The 17,642-nt window shown below is 36.8% G+C and carries 12 protein-coding genes; all 12 read right to left on the bottom strand.

Annotation, left to right across the window (positions count from 1 at the left end; translation table 11 throughout):
* Window positions 1-432: 432 nt before the first annotated feature.
* The 12 genes from ALGA_RS12095 to ALGA_RS12040 all read right to left on the bottom strand — a co-directional run bounded on the left by ALGA_RS12095 (window position 433) and on the right by ALGA_RS12040 (window position 17,606).
* Window positions 433-1,500, bottom strand: a complete 1,068-nt coding sequence (locus ALGA_RS12095; RefSeq protein ID WP_096429539.1) for a PorP/SprF family type IX secretion system membrane protein — start codon at window positions 1,498-1,500, stop codon at window positions 433-435.
* Between the two features lie 213 nt (window positions 1,501-1,713).
* Window positions 1,714-4,272, bottom strand: coding sequence for a T9SS type B sorting domain-containing protein (locus ALGA_RS12090; RefSeq protein WP_096429538.1), 2,559 nt, complete (start codon window positions 4,270-4,272; stop codon window positions 1,714-1,716).
* Between the two features lie 17 nt (window positions 4,273-4,289).
* Complete coding sequence (locus ALGA_RS12085; RefSeq protein WP_096429537.1) at window positions 4,290-5,003, bottom strand: hypothetical protein; 714 nt, start codon at window positions 5,001-5,003, stop codon at window positions 4,290-4,292.
* Between the two features lie 18 nt (window positions 5,004-5,021).
* Window positions 5,022-5,768 carry a hypothetical protein gene (locus ALGA_RS12080; RefSeq protein WP_096429536.1) on the bottom strand — a complete coding sequence of 249 codons (747 nt, stop codon included), beginning with the start codon at window positions 5,766-5,768 and terminating at the stop codon, window positions 5,022-5,024.
* 11 nt (window positions 5,769-5,779) lie between these two features.
* Entirely contained in the window at window positions 5,780-6,475 is a 696-nt protein-coding gene (locus tag ALGA_RS12075) for a hypothetical protein (RefSeq protein WP_145957622.1), read from the bottom strand.
* Window positions 6,476-6,503: 28 nt separating this feature from the next.
* Entirely contained in the window at window positions 6,504-7,406 is a 903-nt protein-coding gene (locus ALGA_RS12070; RefSeq protein WP_096429534.1) for a hypothetical protein, read from the bottom strand.
* Window positions 7,407-7,430: 24 nt separating this feature from the next.
* Complete coding sequence (locus tag ALGA_RS12065; RefSeq protein WP_096429533.1) at window positions 7,431-8,216, bottom strand: hypothetical protein; 786 nt, start codon at window positions 8,214-8,216, stop codon at window positions 7,431-7,433.
* 56 nt (window positions 8,217-8,272) lie between these two features.
* Window positions 8,273-9,133, bottom strand: a complete 861-nt coding sequence (locus ALGA_RS12060; RefSeq protein ID WP_096429532.1) for a hypothetical protein — start codon at window positions 9,131-9,133, stop codon at window positions 8,273-8,275.
* 35 nt (window positions 9,134-9,168) lie between these two features.
* On the bottom strand, window positions 9,169-9,855 hold the full coding sequence (locus ALGA_RS12055; RefSeq protein WP_096429531.1) for a hypothetical protein: 687 nt from the start codon (window positions 9,853-9,855) through the stop codon (window positions 9,169-9,171).
* A 26-nt stretch (window positions 9,856-9,881) separates the two neighbouring features.
* Window positions 9,882-12,743, bottom strand: a complete 2,862-nt coding sequence (locus ALGA_RS12050; protein ID WP_145957621.1) for a beta strand repeat-containing protein — start codon at window positions 12,741-12,743, stop codon at window positions 9,882-9,884.
* Window positions 12,744-13,032: 289 nt separating this feature from the next.
* The gene (locus tag ALGA_RS12045; RefSeq protein ID WP_096429529.1) at window positions 13,033-16,317 is read right to left on the bottom strand and encodes a CUB domain-containing protein; all 3,285 of its coding nucleotides are present in this window, start codon (window positions 16,315-16,317) and stop codon (window positions 13,033-13,035) included.
* Window positions 16,318-17,117: 800 nt separating this feature from the next.
* Window positions 17,118-17,606, bottom strand: coding sequence for a hypothetical protein (locus ALGA_RS12040; RefSeq protein ID WP_096429528.1), 489 nt, complete (start codon window positions 17,604-17,606; stop codon window positions 17,118-17,120).
* Window positions 17,607-17,642 lie beyond the last annotated feature (36 nt).

The following is a 17,642-nucleotide window of genomic DNA, read 5'->3' as shown; positions in this document are numbered from 1 at the left end:
TTCCAAGGAATAAAAGGAAGGAACAAGGGGCAAGGAACAAGGATAAAGTAACAAGGAGGAAGGAAAAAAGGGAAAAAAGGAAAAAGGATAAAGGGAAACAAGGAAAACAAGGGACAAGGAGGAAGGGAAACAAGGAACAAGGAAAACAAGGAGCAAGGACAAAGGGAAACAAGGAAAACAAGGAAAACAAGGGACAAGGAGCAAGGAGAAAGGAACAAGGATAAAAGGATAAAAGGATAAAAGGATAAAAGGAAACAAAAAGTAAGGTAAAGGGACAAGGATAAAGTAACAAGGGATAAGGCGAAAGGAAAAAGGCTAAAGAAAGATCACATTTAACCCTATATCGGACCAAATCCTATTTGAAACTAACCTTTCATAATTTAACTGGAAGAACTACATTATTAATTCGTAATTTATAATTCTTAATTGGCATTAGTCTTCGTGTGAGAATTTAGGACAAGAGATTGCTTTATCGCCCAATTTTTTAACTTTCTGACGACGTTTCAACTTACGGATTTCTCTTGGATTTGAATAATTATAATTGTAGGTAAGTGAAATTTCCAGACCTCCCCTACTCGAAGAAGCTACCTGTAAATCAGAGACATTAATATCGTAGCTAATCATCAGTTTCATTCGATTTTTCTCGTATCCAAATGTGGGAATAATATCCTGAGTAAAACGATACCACAAACCGTAATGCAGTATTGTTCCTTTTTCTCCAGACAACATCATAAAATTAGCTCCGGCAATCCATTCGTTTGCACTTTTCTCTGTTGTAAACATTAATTCAGGCTTCACATACAATTTTGAAGATAATCTTGACTCTACACCGCCATGCCAGGCAAATCGTCTTTTAAGGTTATTTATAACATTATCCTCGCCATAAAAAGATTCCCTTGGCTGATTGATGTGACTAACTGCAACTCCCATGAAATATTTTGACTTCCCTCTAAAATAGGTAACCATTGAACCAGCAGAGAAATCGGTATAAAACAGAGATTGAGACTCATAAACTTCTCCACTTCCACCTGAAGGATTATATATGCCATTCTCCCACTGTTCTCCAAAAGTTAATTTACTAAAATCAACAGATTTATTGACAAGTTCTAAACCAAGACCCATATGTAAGAACAAGGTATTACCAGCATTCAGACTTTTATTTATAGATCCGGCAAACATGACCTGCGTAGTTTTTAATCCACCATCTCCAGCTTTGTCATTAAAGATCATTCCTCCAATACCAAGCCAGGATGAACTCAACAGTTGAGTCGACAATTTACCATCTACAAATACCGATTGAGAAACGAAGGGGGTGGTTACACTGTTCCATTGATTTCGATAATTCATCCCTCCACGAAGGTTATAATCAGAATTACCAGTAAGAGCAGGATTTAACAATAATGGAATAGAATAGAATTGAGAAGAATGCACACGCTGAGCGGAGACTTTAAAGACTCCGAATAACGATATCAGCAGTAAAACAATTAAACTCTTCCTCATATCCAATTTTACCGGTTTTTCAGCTGATTAGCAATAATTTTCATGCAGCAAAACAAAAACCCTTATGCAAAAATATAAAAATGGGTAATAATTGCCTATTACCCATGCTTAACTATTTATTTTCACATTTACTTTTTCTATAAATTATTCGGCATAAATATAATTAATAAGATGAAACTTAACAGTAATAAATCATTTTATTCATCAACAATATTAGTACAATAGTGTAACATTTCCTTGTTTTACCATTGAACTACCATCTTTAAATGTAACATTTAAGAAATACACATAAACATCCATATCCAATTTACGCCCTTTAAATCTTCCATCCCAAGGAATATTACGATCGACGTTGAAAACTTTATGACCTAAACGATTATAGATAATCAAACTCATTTTCTTCGTATTATCAATCATATCAATATCACCAACGAGCTTGAGCTCATCATTTTTACCATCCTCATTAGGTGAAAATGCCGATGGGAAATCAACAAAATACTGACTACCCGAACTAATAGTAAGCGTATCGCTGGCGACACATCCGATCTCACTAGTTACCAAAACGCTATATTCTCCAATCTGATCAACAGTAACCTTCTGAGATATAGAATTAGGCTTAATACTATTTATTGGACCATCCCACTTGTAGTTAGAACCCTCATTCTCCGCATCCAGCTCTATTTCGTCCCCAACCTGTAGAATACGGTCTTCACCCAAATCAACAACAGGAGAAGGATTAACAGTAATAAACACACAATCGGTCTCTGTAATTCCACTATTTTTGTCAGTCACAGAAACACAATACTCTCCTCCAACATTTACTGAAATTGACTCATTAAGGTCTTCTCCCACTGGAGTTTTCCATGCATAACTTATATCAGCACTGATTGTTCCCTTAATTGTTGGAGTCAAATCGTCGATAATTTCCCCCATACAAATTGGAGCTGGATCAGCACCTAAATCAACAGTAAACTGACGGGTGAAAACACTAACATCTCCAGCCCCTTTACATCCACTCACATCAGTCACCTGAACAGAATAAACGTTTTCCTCACTTACCGTAATTTTTTGTGTCGTTTCTAAAGTACTCCAATCGTAAGCCGCACCGGGATTACCTGCATCTAAAGTCGTAGTTTCTCCATCGAACAATGTAATGTCATCCCCTAAATCAACAATTGGTAAGGCATGCACAATTACTTCAATCTCATCTGATTTTTCATTACCGGCAGCATCTCTTACAGTTACCGAATATGTACCCGATTTAGTTACAGCTAAAGTGGATGTTCCTGCGCCATTGGACCATAAGTAAGCATATTTCTGTGATATACTTGGATTTGGATTCAAGATCAACTCTTCACCATCACAAATATCTTTGTCTTCGCCTAAATTAATGGCAAATACATCACTTGTGCTGCTTATAATAATTTCATCTGTTCCTACACAGCCATTTTCATTAGTCACATCAACACTGTAGGTATTGCTAGTATTCACGCTTATTGTCTGGCCAATCTCCCCAGTAGACCAAGAATAGCTTAAACCAGGATTACCTGCATCCAATACTTTCGTTTCTGCATCGGCCAATTCATAATCGGCTCCCAAATCAACAATCGGAGCTGTTAATACAGTTACATTCGCTGTTGACGATGATGATTTACCAGTACCGGAATCAGTTGCTGTAACAGAATACGTTCCTGTCTCAGTTACGGATAATGAAGAGCCGTTTGATCCATCTGACCATAGGTAAGTATAAGTCCCATCAAAGTCGATAGTCGGACTTAGAGTTGCACTCTCTCCTTGACAGATACTAATATCACCACCCAAACTAACTACGAAAGATTCAACTACCGTAACATCTGCATAAATCGTATCTCCTGCACAATCAAAAGCAGTACGTTCTATTAATTTTATTTGATAATCTCCCGGCGTATTTCCCCATTGAACATCAAAACTTAATTCACTATGGTACTTATCGCTTAGTTTCTTTGTTTTTTCATTTAAAACTGATGCTCCATCAGGAATGAAAAGTTTGTAATTTTCATTTTTCTCAATGCTTGCAGTGTAAGATTGAAATGTTCCTGCCTGAATTACAGGTTCGTAATCTCCAAAAACAGTATTTGGCAAGGCCATTACATCAACCTCCAAAGTTTGATTGGCAAGGTCTTCGGTTACTCCTATTCCTGATAAAGTCTTCGCTTCAACCAATAAGATCTCTGCTCGATGTCTTTTACCACTTGTATTCGGAATTTCCAATTCAAACTCAAAAGTATTGGTATATAATTCTTCTGCTCCTACTGGCATAACCGCAGGTGCACGATCCACTGAAATTTTAAATGTCCATGGTTTAGGACCAGTATAATTAACTGTTAAACTCACCTTCCCATTTGCATCTCCGCCATTATTTGCAGAACAAACATAGGGAACTTCCAAATCGTCGAACTCAGCTGTTGGAGCTGCGCCATCAACAATAACCATCGTAGTTAAAGGATCACCAAAACAATGTGTTCCTAAATCCTCTGGATATACTTTTACTTGATAATCACCTTCATTATCGAATACGTAATCGCCGGACTCAAATGTTTTTGACGTTAGATAAGCTACCGCACCACTTGTTGTATGCGTTACTGACCAATGATATTCATAACCGGTAACTTCATCCACCTTAAAATTAAGTGTTGTTCCCTTAACCACATACTGCTGTGCCACAACAGCCCATCCTCCCAAAAGGATGGCCATTGCAGTAAGCAGTGTTTTATGTAGTAAGGTTCTCAACATCTATTTTAAAATTTAGCTTAGTTCAAAGTAAGATTGGTGATAACAGGTTTTGAGTAAATGGTCACACTTCTATTGTTATTAGTCACATCAGAATCAACAGTTACTGCAGAACCATCAGCAGTTACTCCACTAATCAATTCAATACTTATGCTTTGATTCGCTCCAGTCGTATTCTCAAAATCAGAAATTGAGAGAATGCCTGTTAAAGGAGTTGGATCACCTGCAGTACCAAATGTCTCTATTAATGTAGACTCAACACCATCTTTATCGGTCAACTTGTAGGTAATATCAAATGGTGCTACACCACCTGTAATAACTACTTCGAAATTTCTTGGTGTTGGAGTATCTCCCAAAAGAGGAGAACAGTCTTCAATATTATCAGTTGCAGTTGCAAACATCATTGAGGCATCTCCAGCAATCGTTACATCGACATAAACAAATGCACTGCTACAATTATTATCATCAACAACCTGAGATTTTAATCGATAAGTTGTCCCTATCGTCAGATCCCAAGTAATACTCACCGTGGCACCTGTTTCGGTAGACAAATCTCTTACTGAAACATCTGAAGCATCGACCAATTGCCACACATAGTGGTCAACAGTAGTCCCGGCTGCAGGATTAGCCGTATACGATTTAGAAACCCCATAGGTAACCGATTGGGTCTGTTGGGCTTTTGCAAGCCCAACAAATCCGATGGTGATTATTAGTAATGTGAGTATTCTTTTCATAGTTTAAATCTTATTATACTATAAAATTGTAATTGTTGGTTTTCCTGGAATTGGATTAATTGTAATACCAAATTCCTTATCAACAGCAACTGGTGTAAAAATCACTCCATTTTTATCAACAATCCTTAACAATGTAACAGTAACTGCTGTTGTATTAGGAGCCGTTTTGTCCGATCCTATATCAACTGCACCTAAATTAAACATATTTGTATTAGAAATTGAAGCACTCAATTCAGTAGTTCCACCATCTAAAGAGTAAAATACGTTCATTGGATAATATGTATCCGCAGGTAGCGTAGCACCTAATTTAACATCTAAGGTGATTTCAGGAGAGCCTAATGCAGTATCATCAGCACAATAAATACTATTTGAAGAAGGAGTTACTGTAGACACGAATTGTACAGAATAAGAATCTCCAATAACATCAACTTGAATAACAAAAAAGTTACTACAAGAGGTTGCTGTTATGGTTTCTATGGCTTTTAAATAATAAGTACCATCCATATTCCATTTTATAGTTCTGCTAAAAGCAATCGATTCATCAGTAAATTGATAAGTAGTTGCTGATGCAAGAATAGCATTATCGTCTACATCAACTACAGACCAAGTATAAGTACTCCCTGCATGCTCGTCAACATCATATTGATGAATTGCACCAATAACAACTCCTGGTTGATTCACATCAGGAGTTAATTGAGCAAACGTATTTCCAAGAATGCAAAAGCTAAAAATAGCAAGCAAAAAGAGTCGTTGTAAATTTTTCATATGTAGTTTTTTTAGTTTATTATTGTTATAATAGGTTTTGCTGGTAAAGCAAATATTGTTCTAGTATGAACTTCTTGATCAGTTACCACTTTTAACGTACCTCCGTACTTATTGGTTGCACTTATTATGGTTATATGATTGATTGTTTCCGTAATTACATTTTCTTCAACGCCCTCTACTTGGAGCATTTTATCTGCATTTACAATTGCAGTTCGATCAACAGCATCATCTAAACGATAGATCACTGTAATCGGATATTGTGATTCGGGCAACTCGGTACCTGAATCGTATATGGCTACCAGTTCTGTAGCAAATTGTGGATCTAAGTCAGCACAATCGTCTGATGTTAAATCTTTAAAGGCTATTGTGGCAGTAGATACGACAATAACCCTATTGGCTTTTAAATTTTGGCATGAGCCAACCTCTTCTATAACAAGCACGTACTCTCCTGCTTGTTTCCACCTTATTTCAGTCTGATATGTATCTTTTCCACTAATGAATTCAACGATATCAGTATCTAATATTTCATTATTCAAATCGGACATTTCAAATACCGACCAGCTATAAATATTACCATCTGTTTCAATGACAGTATATACGTGAGAGGCTTTTTCAAATAGCATAAAAGTATCCTGAGCCGTGGCATTTGCCACGGCTAGGATCATGAAAATCATGAATAAAATCCCTTTATGTATTTGAGTTTTCAAATAGTTCTTATTTAACTATTAATTGAAATTAGTCTGTTGTGATACCAGTTACTGTAGGTCTAGCATTAACAGTTTGAGTACTCACATCATTAGTACCAGTAATTATATTAACCGCATTACCAAACTCATCTACTGATGTATTAGCATCGTCTAATAATGTAATTAAGATTTGATTATCAGCTAGTCCTTCAGCATTATCAACAGTTAATTTGACCCAAATAGAAGGATTACTAGGATCAACAGTAATGTCATTCATAAGACCATCAACAGTTAAACCACCAGTATAAGTACCACCAATTGAAGTTGCCCACTCAGCTGTGTAAGTCACTTTAGTATCAGTAGTTTTATCTACATCAGAATCTGTATCAGTTGCAGCAATAGTCAACTGAGGACTCCAACCGTTAGTTCCAATACCCGATGCTGTAATTTTATAATAAAAAGTATTTACACCATAGTTGTAATCAAAAGTCTGAGTACCTACTGTATAACCAGAAACAATAGCATTTGGAGCACAATCTTTAAGATCATCGCCAGTTAATATAACATCGCCAGAAGAAACAGCTGCAATAGCAAGACTAAATCCATTAATAGGAGTTACGGCCATCACCTTATGATTTGAACAAGTTGTAATAGTAGACGTTTCTATAACGTGTACAAAATAAGTTGTTCCAACCAATGCAGTACCCCAAGTAATATCAATTGAGCTCCCTGTAGTTGCTGAAAGAGTAGCTACATCTGCAGATACATTACCTACAAGATCTCCAAAGTTTGCAGTAACAAACCATTCATAAGTATTGTCAGTATCATTACTGACAGAATAAGGATGATTTGAACCAACATAAGGAGCAGTTCCAGTCCCTTGTGCATAAACGGTACTAGATAGCCCAATAAGAGCTATAAGTACAATACATAAATTTCTAATTTTTTTCATGATGTTATTTTTTAGGATTTATTATTAATCAGTTGTAATTTCCGTAGTACCTGGTAATGCATTAATGGTTAAAGCTTGAACTCTATCACCACTATCATTATCTAGATTTACAGTGGTACCTTTTATCGCTTTACCATTCGACACTGTCATTGTCACTGTTTCTGCAGTTTGAACATTACCTGTTACTTTTACAGATACAGTTACATTTTCAACACCACCATCAATAGAAATACTATTATATGGAGCGGTTACAATATTTCCGCCTACTTTCACTTCATTAATAGAATAAGTTCCTACTAAACCAAAAGCTAAATCAAATTCCCATGTTGTAAGATTTAAAAGGAAGGTCGCATTATCTATGGTTACAGTAAAATCAACAGTTGTAGCTAAAGAAGCTCCTAAAGCTATTATATTCCCATCTTCATCGTGACACTCATTCCCATCTTCACTTGCAGCTAAATAGAAAGTATTAGCTTGAACTGTTACAGGAAACTGACGTAAAGTGAAACAACCATTTGCAGATTCTTCAGATAATTGCACAACATAGTTAACAATAGTAGCATCGTTAGCTTTATTCCATTTGATATCAACAGTAGCATTGCCATTAGTGACTATATCAAAATCACCAGCATCAGCAGCTGTTAGACCATCAGCAATTAAAACAGACCAAACAAGAGTATTTCCAGCATCTCCAGGAGTAACTGTATAAGTGTGTGTTGAATTTACAAATGGATTTGTACCATTTTGTGAGAAAGCCTGTCCTCCAATCATAAGTAAACAAGCTAAGATGAAAATCTTTGTAGCTTTCATAGTTTTGAATTTTAGTGATGGTTAAGGGATTGATAAATCCCTTAACCAAAATATTATTAGTCCGTTGTTATGCCTGTAGTTGCAGGAACTGCATAAACAGTATATGTTGCACCGTTAGTCTTACCTACTGTTACATCACCATCAGAAGTACCTAAAGAATCTGTAGCTCCTGTAATTGTCAACACAAAATCAAAATCTCCATCTTGTCTATCAGCATTTGTAGTATAAGAAACGGTAATTGTATTTGTTGTTATACCAGAACCTACACTTACAGTTTGTCCAGTGGCAGATATATCTGTAGTTCCAATTTTCACAGCCAAATCACCAATACTCTCATCAACACCAGCACTCTTATGTGTCAATGTGTATGTGAAATCCCAGTCACCTGTTGCGCCAACAGCTGTTACTAAGAACTCTCTACTTGTCAGGCCAAATACATCATCAGAATTATTCCCAAGATCTGTACCATCTCCTGCTGTATCGTTATCAACTACTGGATTGGTTACGCTTGCACAAGCTTCAGTAGCTGTAATTACATCCGCATATACATCAAAAGCATTTGCAATAACTGTAACTGGAATTTGACGAGTTACAGGACAACCTGTAAATCCCGAAGCTGCATTACGAGTTTCAGTAACCTGTAAATTATATGCTGTAGCCTTTGCTACATTCCATCGAATATTTACCGATGTACCTGTCTGAGGAGCTGTCGTAACACTTCCTGATCCATCAATAAAGTCAAAATCTCCAGCTGCACCATTCGTAACACTCCAAGCTAAATCGGAATTTGTCATCCCTTTGTCTATAGTGTAGGTATGTGTCGATCCTTCATAAGGATTTGTCCCACTCTGAGCCATTGCCTGAACAGAAACAAACAAACCAACAAGCACAATTATTAATTTTCCTAAAGTTTTCATTGTAATTTAATTTTTATATTCGTCTTAGTTATTTATTACCAATTAATACCACCTGTATTAGGCACTCCATATAGAGTTACTGTAGCTGTTTCATCATTAGAATTATCAGTATCTACATTGCCAGCGGAATCTTTAATAAGAGTTAGTACAACATTAAATGTTTTATCAGTTCCATCTGTAACATTAAGTACCGGTATCACCAAACTATAACTATCTACTCCTACCACACTTATATCATCTGCAACCTCATCTCCAACACCTAATCCATCTGTTGTATAATGAAAACTCCAATTTGGATTACCTCCAGATTTTGACACGCTAAATGTAAAATTAGTACTTCCAGTAGTTCCTCCACAAACAGATGTTCCATTTGCTATAGTTGCATCGAAATTATTAGAAACAATCACATCACCAGACTTAATTGTTGAACATGTAACACCCCCATGCTCCTGATCTTGTTTAAACTCCACGTTATAAGTACCAGGTTTCAACCATAAAATAGTAACACTTGTACTCGTTAACGATCCGGAAGTAACTTCCCATTGATCATTCTCCGTACCTCCAATGGTCCATTCATAGGTATTTGTTCCTGGTCCAGTATCGGCCGTAACAGTATAAGTATATGAATCCCCTACATTTTTAGTATGTCCTTGAGCAAAAGCTACAGAACTAATAAAAAGCAACAGTATAAATCCTGTAAATCTCAATAACGTCGTTTTCATAAGTAGTATATTTAAGTTTTGTTTATTTAAAAATTTATCCCGCTAGGATTTGGTTTATGCTCTACGGTTATTGATACTCCCGTATCCATATCCAAAGTGCACCCTCCTCTTTCTGCCTTGATTAAAATATTGTATGTATTCTCTGTATTCAAAATGATAGCATCAATGGTTAGAATGAGATCCGAACCACTAACACTTGATGCATATACTAATGAACTCGCTCCTTCAAATAAAGAGTAAGTAACATCAGTCTCGTAACCTTTAATAGTAATGACACCAGCATCGCCAAAGCAAATATTTGATGCATTAAGTACCAAGTTTGTTATAATAGCAGTAGGCTCAACAATTATTATATCATCAAAAGCAACACAGCCTTTTCCATCTTTCACATATAAGGTGTGATTTCCTGCTGGTAAACTAAACAAATTAGAAGCTTGGTATGTAGATCCATCGTTGCTATAAGTGTAAGTCCCATCTCCTCCTGCTGCAGTTATTGTAACTTGAGCATTAGATCCATTACAAATAATTGATGAAGATTCGGCAAGTAATATTGTGACTGCTTCAGGTTCTGCAATATTTAAAGTTCCGGTTACTGCGGTACAGGAATTGGCATCTGTAATGCTGTAAGACAAATTCGTTCCAGCTGCATGAGTGAATACGCCTGTTGTATTGTCAACTCCATCAAAGGTATAAGTCAATGCACCACTTCCTCCGGTTGCTATCAAAGTTACTGTTGCATCACCGCCGTTACAGCTAACCGGAATGGTTACTGCTGCACTGGTCAAACTGATTACTGCTGGTTCTGTAATATTTAAAGTTCCGGTTACTGCGGTACAGGAATTGGCATCTGTAATGCTATAAGATAAACTGGTTCCAGCTGCATGAGTGAATACGCCTGTTGTATTGTCAACTCCATCAAAGGCATAAGTCAATGCACCGCTTCCTCCGCTTGCTATCAAAGTTACTGTTGCATCACCACCGTTACAGCTAACCGGAATGGTTACTGCTGCACTGGTCAAACTGATTACTGCTGGTTCTGTAATATTTAAATTACCCGTTACTGCGGTACAGGAATTGGCATCTGTAATGCTATAAGATAAACTGGTTCCAGCTGCATGAGTGAATACGCCTGTTGTATTGCTTACTCCATCAAAAGTATAAGTCAAGGCACCGATTCCTCCGCTTGCTAACAAAGTTACTGTTGCATCACCACCGTTACAGCTAACCGGAATGGTTACACCTGCACTTGTCAATGTGATTACTGCTGGTTCTGTAATATCTAAAGTACCCGTTACTGCGGTACAAGAATTGGCATCTGTAATGCTATAAGATAAACTGGTTCCAGCTGCATGAGTGAATACGCCTGTTGTATTGCTTACTCCATCAAAAGTATAAGTCAAGGCACCGATTCCTCCGCTTGCTAACAAAGTTACTGTTGCATCACCACCGTTACAGCTAACAGGACTGGTTACACCTGCACTGGTCAAACTGATTACTGCTGGTTCTGTAATATCTAAAGTACCCGTTACTGCGGTACAAGAATTGGCATCTGTAATGCTATAAGATAAACTGGTTCCAGCTGCATGAGTGAATACGCCTGTTGTATTGCTTACTCCATCAAAAGTATAAGTCAAGGCACCGATTCCTCCGCTTGCTAACAAAGTTACTGTTGCATCACCACCGTTACAGCTAACAGGACTGGTTACACCTGCACTGGTCAAACTGATTACTGCTGGTTCTGTAATATCTAAAGTACCCGTTACTGCGGTACAAGAATTGGCATCTGTAATGCTATAAGATAAACTGGTTCCAGCTACATGAGTGAATACGCCTGTTGTATTGTCAACTCCATCAAAGGCATAAGTCAATGCACCGCTTCCTCCGCTTGCTAACAAAGTTACTGTTGCATCACCGCCCTTACAGCTAACCGGAATGGTTACTGATGCACTGGTCAAACTGATTACTGCTGGTTCTGTAATATTTAAAGTTCCTGTTACTGCGGTACAGGAATTGGCATCTGTAATGCTGTAAGATAAATTCGTTCCAACTGCATGAGTGAATACTCCACTTGTATTGGTTACTCCTGCAAATGTATAAGACAGTGCTCCGTTTCCTCCGGTTGCTACCAAAGTTACTGTGGCATCACCTCCGTTACAGTTAACAGGACTGGTCACACCTGCACTTGTCAATGTGATTACTGCTGGTTCTGTAACTTCTATTCCTGTAATCGTCCCGCTACTCTCACTAACAATCATTGTAGTACCATTATCATCATAGGTATAACGGTAATACAATGTATAATTATCCGGTCCTAAATTGCTGAACTCACTAACCTCCGTATAATTACTGCCATCCAAACTAAACTCCTGAATAACATCAAAATTGGAAGATGGAGTCAACGGTGGTGCGAAAGGTGGAGTAGTATTACCTATTAATATCTTACCATTGGTTAATCCATTACAAGAAATTGGAGTCACAGTTGCGCTAACTGAAGGTTTGCGGTGCACATAAATATTCAAACTTATTAAATCTGATTCGCAATTTGCCGAAAACTCTTTTATCTGCAATAAATATGCAGTTGATTTAGGAGGATATGAGGTGGCATCCCAAGTATGAGTAAAACTCCCCTTTTGATATACAGGAGAAGAACTCGGCACATTGTTGGCTGGTGTATTCAACACAATTGGCGGAGTCAACTCTGTTCCATCCACATAACGTTTTATGGTTGAACCTTCATACCCAAAAAAGGAATAGATAATCTCAGCCTCGGAGCATACATGCTGCTCTATGGGAGGTGTATCTATTATACTTTGTGCCAACGCAGAATACCCGAACAGAATGTTCAGGCCAATTAGTAGAAGAAGTTTGAAGTGTAAAAGTCTCTTCAAGCGTTGTGTATTAAGGGTGCAAGTAAAATCACCGGTGTAAAATAAACTAAATTTTTCTTAAAACTACTCTTTGATACGGCAATTGTTAAAAAGTGTTTAGTTTTTTATTAAATAAAATAAAAATATTTTGTTTAATGATTACAAAACAGCTTATCAGAACAGTTAAAAATCATCATTTTCCGGCCTTAATCAACAATTAATTGCATTTCAAGTATTTAACTATTCTTTTCATGTAATAAAATAAAATGCAATTATTTTCTAAATGCAATACCTCCAAACCTGGCAATACTTATTCGCCAAAAATTCCTATTGGGTTTGGTTTTTTTTGTATTGTAACTTTAAAGCTCATTTCGGAAGACAGACCAACTGCATCAGTCACTTCATAAGTAACAGTATTGACACCTTCAGGAAATTCAAAACCACTTGCATCACCATCCGAATCATCTCCAAAATCAACCAACACTGCATCATCCTTAGCTTTAATTTGATATTGAACCGTTAAAACACCACCACAATTGTCGGTATAATTTACATCAGGCAATTCAATACCTGAAACAATTGCTTTCTGTGTTAATGCATCCAATGCACACATGTTCACATCATTTAGCCCAATGATTACTGGCAGGCTTATGTCTCCATTCTCAATGGTAAACAATGTGTTTTTAGTACATCCCTTATGATCAATTACCGTAAGCACATAATCACCAACAGCTAAGTTGCTTAACTTATAATTATTGCTATCCTCTTCAGAAATATTTCCATCTAGGCTAAAAGAGGCTCCATCTTTTGTACATGAGAATGTATACAAGTTCGCTGCAGTAATATTTGAGGCATCCATACCAAACACTTGCCCATAAGAATCTGAATTCACCAGGTTGGAAATAAAGCCATTACTTATATCATTTAATCTCCAATGCCCTTTTGCTGTGTGTCCTCCCGGGATTGTTCCCTGACTCAAACCCTTTAATTCATCCGTGCTAGTTATTGAACTCTCGAAGTACCAAACATCAGCAATATTGCCATCAAAGATCCGACCTCCATTTTTAGCACCATCAAAAGTAGAAGCTTCAGAACCAGTACCAATAAATGCATAACGAGTATTCGAAGAACCTAAAGCACTCCCTGAATGAGGATTAGCAGTAGAAGAATCTAATTCTCCATCAATGTAAATATATTTATCAGTACCATCGTAAACGCCTACAACAAAATGCCATTGATCATCACCTATCGTACTTAACGAATTAAAATCGTGTATATTCCCACTTGGGGAACGAGTATTGAATGAAACATGATAAACATCAGAAGCATTTATACCGCCAATTGTAAAATTGAAATATTCAGATCTGTCAAAATCCAATATTGACCAACCTCCACCTCCGGAAGCCGGACCAACTTTAACCCAGGCTGCAACAGTCATTTCGGGAATTGCTGTGGTTGAATTGTAATTCAAATCCAAGGCAATATAACTATCAGTCCCATCGAACGACATCACTTGATCTCCACCACTCACATTTATATTTATTTCTCCATCCGTATTTGCAGAACAAGTTGCATCTATTAAATTGCTTTGACTAATCGTTATTGCAGTAGGATTGTCAACGGAAACTGATTTAGAGGCAGATTCACAATACCCTACGCCTATTTTTGCTCTAATTTTCACATCGTAATTACCTGCAGATAATCCAGTAAAAATATTTGAGGCTTGCCAATTTGCGCCATCAATACTATATTCAACAGCTCCTGAACCAATTGTAATATCATTCACCACAATTTGTCCATCGATAGATGTTACACAAGTTGTATTTGCTGCGGTAACAATATTAATTACAGGCTCTGAAGCAGCAACACCAACACCTAATCGACTTGAACTCAAACAGCCCGTTGCGATATTTTCTGATTCGGCATAGTAAGTTGTTCCATTAACCAAAACTTCAGTATTAGCTAAAACAGTTCCTCCTGTAACTGCAGGATACCAATTAACAGTACTTCCTGATGGTGGTATTGCACTTAAATCAGCCACAGTACTAGTACTAGTACTACATAAAGATTGAGCTCCCGCCCCTGTGGGCGCTGCTGGCAAAGAACTAATTACCACATTTATTTCCATACTGGTAGTAGAACAAGCATTCTCATTTAATACTTCCACCTTAACTTTATCTCCATCAACAAATACTTTTGAAGACAATTGATTGTCAGTAATACTATACTGAGCATTGCTCACAAGTAGCGTATTATTCAAGAAGAACTCGTATGTATAAACACCCGTTCCTCCACTAGCATTAGCTGTAATAACAATATCATCATCGGCGCAAGCAGGATTTTTATCAACTGACAGCGATGCTGTTAGTTCAGATACAGTAAAAGTCAAGGTGCTTTCCTCATCATTCACATTCCCGCACATATCCATAATACCTGCAGCCGTTATCTTAATCTCTGCTAGCCCTGAGTCAGCAATAATTTCATCTAAAAAAATAATATAACTATTACTGCCAACACCTCCTAAATCACAATTCGAAGAAGAAATATCCGCAACACCATATGCCACACCTCCAATTTGAACAGTAATATCGTTTTTATTAAGACTTCCACAAGGAATTATCTCTGAAAACTCTACCTTCAATTTATCTTCCCCATAACAAGCCTGCACAACTCCATCTAAATCAGGCAGTACGTCGTCATAAATTATCGCTGTTCCTCCCTCATTAAAGTTAATTGTATATCCTCTATTACTTTCAGACCAATTCGATACATACAAAACATAATTTCGGTTTGGCTTTACAGGAATATCAGCATTCCACTTTGGGCCATTACTTGTTCCCGGGCCATTACAATTCCCACTTCCCTGATCTGAGTCTGCTCCAGTCTCATTATTGTTATTCGCACCATAAGTATTTCCACTAATAAACACATCACTGGTAGAAATATCAATGCTAGATAAATCTTCACATGTAACATCAGTAACATCAAAAATCACCCAATCATAATCATCTTTACTATTGCTTGGGGTAATAGAAAATTTTAGTTCAGCATCAATATCATTCTGCGGTGAAAATGCATACCAAATTCCATTTTTTTCATCAGGAATACAATCACCAGTAGGAAGTTCGTTAGTTACATTACCTTGCCCCTCTATTTCTGGAGATGGCTCATCATAAAAAGAATTACAAATTGTTTTCGCACCTAAACAATCAGCAACAGTTGGAACAGTTGAAACATTTGGATCCAAAACCTCAATTACTGCTTTCCATCCTGAATTTTCAACCGATCCATCTGAATGAAATTGAAATGTCAAATCACTCCCAGTTGATAGTACAGGACTAGGTTTGCTTAATCCGCAATATTTTCCTCTTAGAGAACTCATGGTCGTACCATCTTCATCAAAAACTTTTAACCAATCATAGTTGCAATCAGTCTGACTTTCAATATCAAAACTCTCAAAAGTAACTCGAATCACAGTTCCTGCAGCAGACTTTAAAACTAGTGTGTAGTCCTTATTTTTGCTATAATCATTGTTCTTACCATCATCATAAAAATAATCTCCAGTACTTACAGTAACAGGAGATTTACTATTCATTTTAACATCCTTTGCCAAGAGTGAACCACTCAGCGAACAAAGAATGAAAAGTAGGTAAAAGAACTTTAGGTGTAAATGTTTCGTCAAGAGTATGGTTTTAATGTACAACAAGTACTTATTCAAATTAAAAAGGCCTCTATTTTTCGGAAATATAAATATCTATACGCGAATTGTTAAAAAGGGTTTGGCTATTTTTTAGTTAAAAACGGATTACCACGACCTTACCTTCTAAACTAAAGCAGTTAGTCATTCTAAAACAGTCACACACCCACCCTCACAAGCACTTAATCAGCAATAAATTAAGCTTAATCTAAGAATATATTTCCTTGATCAATAAATATACTTGCAACACAACAGGGAAAAACCATTAAAATTGCAATTTCATTTTTAGGATGGCGAATATATCTATAAGGCGGGAAAGTAAAAAGAGCTTTTCATCGTTAATTGAGGAAGGCATCTATTTTTTTTATGAAAACAGTTTTGAATGGGAGCAAAACTCAAGAGATTTAGAAAGCTTTGACTAAATCGTAAAGAATTTGATCCTTTCAGTAAAGCTTTACTCATTTCAGCAAAAGCTTTGGTATTTTTTTGAAAGCTTTACTCATTTCATCAAAGCCTTTTCTGATTTTACGAAAGCTTTGGTAAATTTATGAAAGCTTTGATGTTTTCTTCAAACCACTTGCTGATTTTATCAAAGCTTTGATGATTTCACCAAAACTAGAGTCTTTGCCAAAAAAAAGAATGGCAAGAAAATATAAATTTTCTCACCATTCTTTGTATTCATCACCCCTGGTTAGTAACTATTCTTCTTCCGTTTTATTTGCATTCGATTTATTTCCGGTTCCCGGGAAATAGTGTTTCAAGCTATTGTAAAGGGGTTTTGCATTTGGCACACCATCTTTTGCAGCCTGCTTTAAAAAATTGTAAAAACTCAACATTGAGGAGTAAGACTCGCTGCCACTCAGCGTAGCGGTATCGCCTAAAAGACTTACCAAACGCTCAAGATCACGCTCAATAGCATGAAGCAGTTTCCATGCTTCCATATCTACCTTAACTTCGTCGAGTTTTAAATAGGGAGGCACCAATTCAGGATTTTTTTCGGCTCCTTCGAAGGCACGATCTACAAAATCCATGTAATGCTCGCCTATTTTGGGCAAATCTTTTTTCTCAGCTGCCGACAAAGCAATCAGCAAGGTGCTTAATTCTGTTTTTAATCCGTTAAGATTTGTTTCGATGGCTTCGCGTTTTGCACCATCTACTTTAATACTAATTCTATTTTCAATACTCATATTATATGTGTTTTAGTAGGGTTGATCATTTTTGAG

Source organism: Labilibaculum antarcticum (assembly GCF_002356295.1).
GTDB lineage: Bacteria > Bacteroidota > Bacteroidia > Bacteroidales > Marinifilaceae > Labilibaculum > Labilibaculum antarcticum.
The sequence above is the reverse complement of the archived record's forward strand: the minus strand, read 5'-3'. Positions and strand labels throughout refer to the sequence as shown.